The sequence below is a fragment of the Paenibacillus sp. MAH-35 genome, assembly GCF_058135425.1.
In genome coordinates this window covers 20,566-28,101 of record NZ_JBYUPU010000066.1, presented here as the reverse complement: position 1 = coordinate 28,101, position 7,536 = coordinate 20,566, and the positions used below count along the sequence as shown (strand labels likewise).

The window sequence follows — 7,536 nt, the reverse complement described above, 5'->3', positions numbered from 1 at the left end:
TTTGCCTTCGCTACCTCCGCACCCATCCTCACGGACTGAGCACTATGCGTCAGCTACTACTTCCGCCGCCACGCGGTGTAGAGGAGACTTTCACTCCTTAGTCGAAGCGCTGCCAAGCGCACAAAAAACCGTCACCCAGCACATTCGCGCTGTATGACGGTTTCGTTGCCTATTCTTGAGCCCGGCGGCGATCTCAGCGATCACGCCGTTACTTCACAATCACTTTCAACGTAGCCGTCTTGCCGCCGAATTTGGCTGTGACGGTAGCCGTTCCTTTGGCATAAGCCATGATGGCTCCGTCTTTGACGTCTGCCGTTGCGTCACGCGAGCTTTTCCACTCGGCTTTGCCGGCTACATCTACATCAAGCCCGTCGCGGTAAGTCGCCGTCAAATTGACCCGCTTCGTCTCTCCGACCTTCATCTCGATCGTTTTGACGTTCGTTTTTAAATATTTCAAGCTGTCTACTTCGATCGGAATCGATACCGTCTTGCTGCCGTATTTGGCAGTGATCGTCGTTTTCCCGTAGCTGACTGCGCTAACGAGGCCCGTATGGTTTACGTCGGCGATCTTGTACGAGCGTGTCGTCCATTCCGCTTCACCGGTTACGTCGCGCGTCGAGCCGTCGGAGAACGTCGCGGTCAAACTTAACTGCTCGTTTTGACCCGATCTCAGCTCGGCCGATTTCTTGTTCAGGGTCAGCTTCTGGGCGGTGTCGATTTCGACCGGAATGGTAATTACCTTCGCTCCGTACTTGGCCGTCACCGTTACCCGTCCGCTATCGAAGGCCGTAATCAGACCGTTATATACGTCCGCTACCTTGGCGGAAGAAACGGACCATACCGCTTTATTCGTAACGTCTTCCGTTGTACCGTTGCCGTAAGTTGCCGTCAAACCGACTTGCAAATTATCGCCTTTGCGCATTACGACGCTCCGGTGAGTCGGAGTCAGCCGGTCGGCCAGCTCCACTTGTACGGAGATCGTAACCGTCTTCTCTCCAACCTTGGCCATAATCGTCGATTTGCCGCTTCCGACCGCGGTCACGTAGCCGCCGGACACTTCAGCGACGCTCGAGGAGGATGAACTCCAGGCAGCCTCGCTTGTCGAATCTTTGGAAGTGCCGTCCTTGTATTTGGTCGTGAGAAGGATTTGCTTGCCTTCCCCTTCCTTCAGATAGATCGTTTTCTCGTTAGCGGTGAGGGATTCCATCGCTCCGACGCTGACCGTAATTTTGATCGTCTTCTTGCCGTACTTAGCCGTAATGACCGCTTCCCCGCGATCGACCGCGCGGATTATGCCGTCGTCGGCCGTTGCGATCGACTCGTTGCTGGAAATCCATTCGGCCTTGGACGTGACGTCTTCCGTATTGTTATCTTCGTAAGTAGCCGTCAGCTTGATTTCCGCCGTATAGCCCGGTTGCAGCTCCACTTTCACCTTATCCGCTTCAAGCTTGGACGCCGGGTCCACGGAAACCGGAATCGTAATAATTTTATCTCCGTACTTCGCCGTAACTTTCGTTTCCCCGGAGCTGATCGCCTTAACGACCCCTTTGGATTCCAGAACCGCTACCGCTTGATCCTCCGAGCTCCACTCTGCGGAATCGGTAATGATCTCGCTGGTGCCGTTGGCATAATAAGCTTTCAGCTCCAGCTTCGGAGCCGTTTCCCCTTTGCGCAGCGACAACGATTTTTTGTCCAGCTCCAGCTTTCTGGCTATGCCTACGTCTACTGCGGCGGTAACGGTTTTGGAACCGTAAGTGGCAGAGATCGTCGCTTGGCCGACCTTATAGGCCCGGATCTGACCGTCCACAACATCGGCCACGTCGGCATTGTCCGAAGACCATTCCGCCAGATTGGTAACGTCCACTGATGCTCCGCCGTCTGCGAACGTCGCTTTTAGCGTCAGATTATCCGTGCCGCCCACTTTCAGGAATATGTCGCTTTTGCTCAGCGTCAAGTTTTTCGCCAGCTCTACATTCACGGTCACGACCGCCGTTTTCTCGCCGAAACTGCCGGTAATGGCCGCCTGGCCAGTCCCGAGCGCGGTGATCTTGCCGTTAATGACGTCGGCGACTTCCGGCTTGTCGGAGCTCCACTGCGCTTTGGTGGTAACGTCCTCGCTATTGCCGTCCGCATAGGTAACTTCGAGCTTGACCGTATTCTCGTCGCCCACTTTGACATGAAGCGTCGAAGGCGTCACTTTTAATACGCGGGCCGTATCGACCTGAACCGGAATCGATACCGATTTGTCCCCGTACTCGGCCTTAATCGTCGCCTCTCCGCTTCCGTTGGCGCGTACTTTACCCTTCGATACATAAGCGACGCTCTCGTCGCTCGAAGACCATGTCGCCAGTCCGGTTACGTCCTCAGGCGCATTGCCGCTCGCAAAGATCGCTTCCAGCTTGATCGTCTCTTCCGTCCCCTTGCGCATTGATAGCGACGTTTTGTCCGCTTCCAGCTTGCGCGCGATTCCGGCGTCGACAGTGATCGTTACGGTTTTCGTACCGTAACTTGCCGTAATGGTCGCTTGACCGACCGAGTTGGCGGTAATGGTACCGTCCTCTACGTCGGCAATCGACTCGTCGCTGCTGGACCATTCCGCTTTGGCTGTCACCACTTCGCTAGTGTTGTTCTCGTCGGCATAATACGCCGTGAGCGTAATGGTCTCAGACCCGTCTATCTTCAGGAACAAATCAGTCTTGCTCGCTTCCAGTTTCTTGACCGTCTCTACATTGACGATAATCGTAGCCGACTTGCCGCCGTAAGTTCCCGTTAAGGTCGCTTGTCCGGCGCCGTAAGCAGTTACGACTCCTTTAAATATATCCGCCACGCTTCCGTTCGAAGACGTCCATTCGGCGAGGGCGGCCACATCGTCGGTATCGCCGTTCTCGAACATCGCCATCAGCTTCACGTCGTCGGTGCCGCCTACGCGCAAATCGATACTTTCGACGGAAGGGTCGAGCCGGCGTACAATATCTACGCTGACCGGCACAGTAACGGTTTTGCCGCCGTAGGTCGCGATGACGTTCGTCTTCCCGGAGCCGACCGCCGTCACTTTCCCGTTCACGACGGATGCGACCAGATCGCTTTCGGTTCTCCATTCCGCTTTGGACGTTACGTCTTCGACTTGCCCGTCCGTATAGGTCGCTTCCAGTGTAATCTGCTCAAATTGTCCGACGCGCTTGGATAGAGACTGTTTGTTCTTGTCCAGGCTGCGCACTTTTTTGTGGACGTTCACTGTGACGACCTCGGTTTTGCCCAAATAAGTCGCCGTAATGTACGCCGTTCCTTCCTTCTTGGCTACGATATTGCCCGCGTACACGGAAGCGACGTCCGGATTGTTCGCATCCGCATTCCATATCGCTTTTATCGTGACATCGGATGTCGAGCCATTTACGTTAATAGCCGTCGCCGTCAAGGAGAACGAGTCGCCCACCGATAACGACAACGCATTTTTGGATAACACAAGACGCGAGATTTCTTCCGCGGCCCATGCCCGTCCCGTACCAGGCCCGATGACCAGGGCGGCTATAAGAATGAACTGCATCATGACGATACTGATTTGCTTCCATCTAAACCCGGACAACAAGCTTGTCCGTTTGTTCCTTTGCGTCAAATCGGCCATTCCTTTCTTCCGCTCCTCCGCTGAGGACACGCTTTTTGTAAACTTTCAATACGTCTCCTCTCTATATCGACAAAAATGGACAATAACTTTATACTTATATTTTTATAAATCTTGCAACTTTTCGTGACGCTCTCCCGTCTATGTTTAATTCCAGCACAAAAAACCCTTCCCGCCTATCCAAGGAAGGGCTGCTTGACGTTCTTCCATCGCCAATCCGCCAGCGGCATCTTGTCGTGGCGGCTGCTTAGCGTGGGGGATGACTTCGTCGATGAAACCGGCTTCGATCCGGTCCACCGCCAGCTTCTCAAGTCTGCGGGTGATTTTCGCCTTCTCCTGCGTGTTCAGGTTCCTCCCCCTAGGCGTATTCCCCCCACATAACACAGAAGTTCAATCCCCCATAAAGGGAGATTGAACTTCTATTCCGCATATGTGCGGGAGAGTTAGTCCTAAGATACCTACTTATTACTTCTTGATCCAGTGCATCATTTCACGAAGCTGACGGCCAACCGTCTCCAGTTGATGCTCGGACTCGCGGCGGCGAGTAGCTGTGAAGAACGCACGGTTCGATTGGTTTTCGAGAATGAAGTTGCGCGCGAACGTACCGTTTTGGATATCTTCGAGCACTTTCTTCATTTCTTTTTTCGTTTCGTCCGTTACAACGCGAGGACCGGTCACATAGTCGCCGTACTCAGCCGTGTTGGAGATGGAGTGGCGCATTGCAGCCAGACCGCCTTCATACATCAGGTCGACGATCAGCTTCAGCTCGTGCAAGCACTCGAAGTAAGCAACTTCTGGCTGGTAGCCGGCTTCAACAAGCGTCTCGAAACCTGCTTTAACAAGCGCCGAAGTACCTCCGCACAATACAGCTTGCTCCCCGAACAAGTCGGTTTCGGTTTCTTCGCGGAACGTCGTTTCGATAACGCCCGCACGGGTGCAACCGATTCCTTTTGCATAAGCAAGACCGAGGTCTTTCGCTTTGCCGGAAGCGTCTTGGTATACGGCGATCAGGCCCGGTACGCCGAAGCCTTCTACGTATACGCGGCGAACGAGGTGACCCGGCGATTTTGGAGCGACCATGAATACGTCGGTGTCCGCGTTCGGCACGATTTGGCCGAAGTGGATGTTGAAGCCGTGGGAGAATACAAGCGCTGCGCCTTTTTTCAGGTTTGGCGCAATCTCTTCATTGTATACTTTCGCTTGCGTTTCGTCCGGCATCAAAATTTGTACCAGATCCGCGCGGCTAGCTGCTTCTGCAACGGAAACAACTTCGAAGCCGTCGTTTTTCGCCTGGTCCCAAGAACGGCCTTGACGAAGCCCGATAATGACTTTTACACCGCTGTCGCGCAAGTTTTGCGCTTGAGCGTGACCTTGGCTGCCGTAGCCGATAATTGCAACCGTTTTGCCGGAGAGTACGCTTAAGTCAGCGTCTTTTTCATAATACATTGTTACTGCCATGGAATAAGTTCCTCCTCGATTTTTCTAACAACCCTGTGAGCGGGCGTCCGAGGCGGCGAACCGGCGAGCAGCGCGGGCTGCGGCAGGCTCGTCCCCTTGGACCCCCGCTCGAGGGCTGCGAATGTGTTCCTTAAGCGGGTTAAATTTAGAATAGCCGATCCGTTACTTCACCATGCCGCGGATCATAGCGGTAATACCCGTCCGGGAAAACTCCCGGATGCCGTAAGGCTTGAGAAGCTCCGCCATCGCATCGATCTTCGTCGTATCGCCGACCACTTGAACGATCAGCGAATTCGGGCCGATGTCGACGACAGCCGCGCGGAACGTCTCGACGATGCCGAGAATTTCCGGCCGCATGCTTGGCTCGGCGCTTACTTTAATAAGAGCGAGCTCGCGTGCTACCATCGGATGGGAGCTCAGGTCGACTACTTTAATGACGTCAATCAATTTGTACAGCTGCTTCTGCACCTGCTCGAGCGTCCGGGCGTCGCCCGTCGTCACGATAACCATGCGCGACAGGCCCGCCTCCTCGGACTCCCCGACGGTAATGCTCTCGATATTAAACCCTCTGCGTCCGAACAATCCGGAGACGCGTTGCAGGACGCCAGGCTGGTTATTGACCAAAACGGATATGGTATGCTTCATCGTACTCATTCCGAATCCCCCAATATCATCTGACTTAACGTGCTGCCCGCCGTAACCATCGGGAAGACGTTCTCCCCTTTCGGCACGACGAAGTCGATGACGACCGGTCCCGGGGTATCGAGCGCTTCCTGCCAAGCCTTGCGCGCTTCTTCCTTGTTCGTCGCACGCAGCCCTTTGACGCCGTACGCTTCCGCCAATTTCACGAAATCCGGGCTGCCGGCCAGATCGATATGGCTGTAGCGGTTCTCATAGATGATCTCCTGCCACTGACGCACCATGCCGAGCACCTGGTTGTTAATAATGACGACTTTAACCGGAATGTTGTTGATCGCGCAAATCGCCAGCTCCTGGGCGCACATCTGCATCCCGCCGTCGCCGTTGATCGAGACGACCAGCTTATCCGGGTTGCCCATCTGGGCCCCGATCGCCGACGGGAAGCCGAAGCCCATCGTGCCGAGTCCGCCCGAAGAGATGAACGAGCGCGGATTTTGGAACTTGTAGTACTGCGCGGCCCACATCTGATGCTGGCCGACGTCGGTCGTCACGATCGCTTCGCCCTTCGTCGTCTCGTTGATCATCTCGATGACGTATTGCGGCTTCAGCTCGGTATCCGAATCTTTGTACCGCAGCGGCTGCTGCTGCTTCATCGCAGCGATCTCGGCGATCCATTCCTGCGATTTGGCCGGTTGTGCCTTCTGGTTGGCGAGCTGCAGCACGGCTTTCACGTCGCCGACGACCGGAATGTCGGTCTTCACGTTTTTGCCGATCTCTGCCGGATCGACGTCGATATGAGCGACCGTCTTCACGTTCGGTGCGAAACCGTTCAAATTCATCGTCACGCGATCGTCGAAGCGGGAACCGATCGAGATGAGCAGATCCGCGTTTTGAATCGCATGGTTCGCCGTATACGTGCCGTGCATCCCCGGCATGCCCATCCACAGCTCATGGCCGCTCGGGAATCCGCCGAGTCCGAGCAAGGTCGTCGTGATCGGAATTTGCGTCTTGTTCACGAATTCGACCAGCTCCGGAGCCGCGTCCGCATAGACGACGCCGCCGCCCGCGATAATGACCGGACGTTCCGCCTGCTCGATCGCCTGGAGCAGCTTGTCGACTTGCAGCTTGTTCGGCTGGGTCGTCGGATTGTAGCCGCGAATCTCGACCTTATCCGGGTAGTAAAATTCCGTCTTGAGCGCCGATACGTCCTTGGGAATATCGATCAGGACAGGACCTTTACGTCCGGTGTTGGCAATGTGGAACGCTTCATGAATGATGCGCGGCAGATCCTCGACCTTGCGCACCAAGTAGCTATGCTTCGTAATCGGCATCGTGATGCCGGTAATGTCCGCTTCCTGGAACGCGTCGGTTCCGATAAACTGGGTCGCTACGTTGCCGGTAATGACGACGAGCGGCACCGAATCCATATACGCGGTAGCAATTCCGGTGACGAGGTTGGTAGCCCCCGGTCCGGAAGTCGCGATACAGACGCCAACTTTCCCGGTAGACCTCGCATAGCCGTCAGCAGCGTGAATCGCGCCTTGTTCGTGACGGGTGAGCAGATGCTTAAAATCCGGATTGCCGTGCATCGCGTCGTAAATGTACAATACAGCTCCGCCCGGGTAGCCGAAGACGCAATCCACTCCCTCCAAAAGCAGTGAACGAAGCAAAATCTCCGACCCGGTAATCACGTCCGGCTGAAGCAGCTTGCGGCGAAGTTGTTCCTTAGACAGTGTCGCTTCCATTTGAGCACACATAAGTGACCCTCCTCTCAAAGATTAACCATCAGCGGTATATGCTTCAGACGAAACCAAAAAACC

General features: G+C 55.1%; 4 protein-coding genes. All 4 read right to left on the bottom strand.

The genetic code is table 11. The annotated features are described in order from the left end of the window. Window positions 1–208: 208 nt before the first annotated feature. Window positions 209–3,622 carry an Ig-like domain-containing protein gene (locus AC3Y2E_RS33210; protein WP_379217511.1) on the bottom strand — a complete coding sequence of 1,138 codons (3,414 nt, stop codon included), beginning with the start codon at window positions 3,620–3,622 and terminating at the stop codon, window positions 209–211. Between the two features lie 462 nt (window positions 3,623–4,084). Continuing rightward, window positions 4,085–5,077 carry a ketol-acid reductoisomerase gene (gene ilvC, locus AC3Y2E_RS33205; protein ID WP_190929083.1) on the bottom strand — a complete coding sequence of 331 codons (993 nt, stop codon included), beginning with the start codon at window positions 5,075–5,077 and terminating at the stop codon, window positions 4,085–4,087. Window positions 5,078–5,239: 162 nt separating this feature from the next. Continuing rightward, window positions 5,240–5,731, bottom strand: a complete 492-nt coding sequence (gene ilvN / locus AC3Y2E_RS33200) for an acetolactate synthase small subunit (protein WP_190929082.1) — start codon at window positions 5,729–5,731, stop codon at window positions 5,240–5,242. Continuing rightward, a complete protein-coding gene (ilvB, locus tag AC3Y2E_RS33195; RefSeq protein WP_379217510.1) occupies window positions 5,728–7,473 on the bottom strand; it encodes a biosynthetic-type acetolactate synthase large subunit in 1,746 nt (581 codons plus the stop codon). The genes ilvN and ilvB overlap by 4 nt, the downstream gene beginning before the upstream one ends. Window positions 7,474–7,536: the final 63 nt, after the last annotated feature.

Coding starts and splice junctions, on each gene's coding strand:
- AC3Y2E_RS33210 (WP_379217511.1), bottom strand. CDS start 3,622: ATGGCCGATTTGACGCAAAGGAACAAACGGACAAGCTTGTTGTCCGGG.
- ilvC (WP_190929083.1), bottom strand. CDS start 5,077: ATGGCAGTAACAATGTATTATGAAAAAGACGCTGACTTAAGCGTACTC.
- ilvN (WP_190929082.1), bottom strand. CDS start 5,731: ATGAGTACGATGAAGCATACCATATCCGTTTTGGTCAATAACCAGCCT.
- ilvB (WP_379217510.1), bottom strand. CDS start 7,473: ATGTGTGCTCAAATGGAAGCGACACTGTCTAAGGAACAACTTCGCCGC.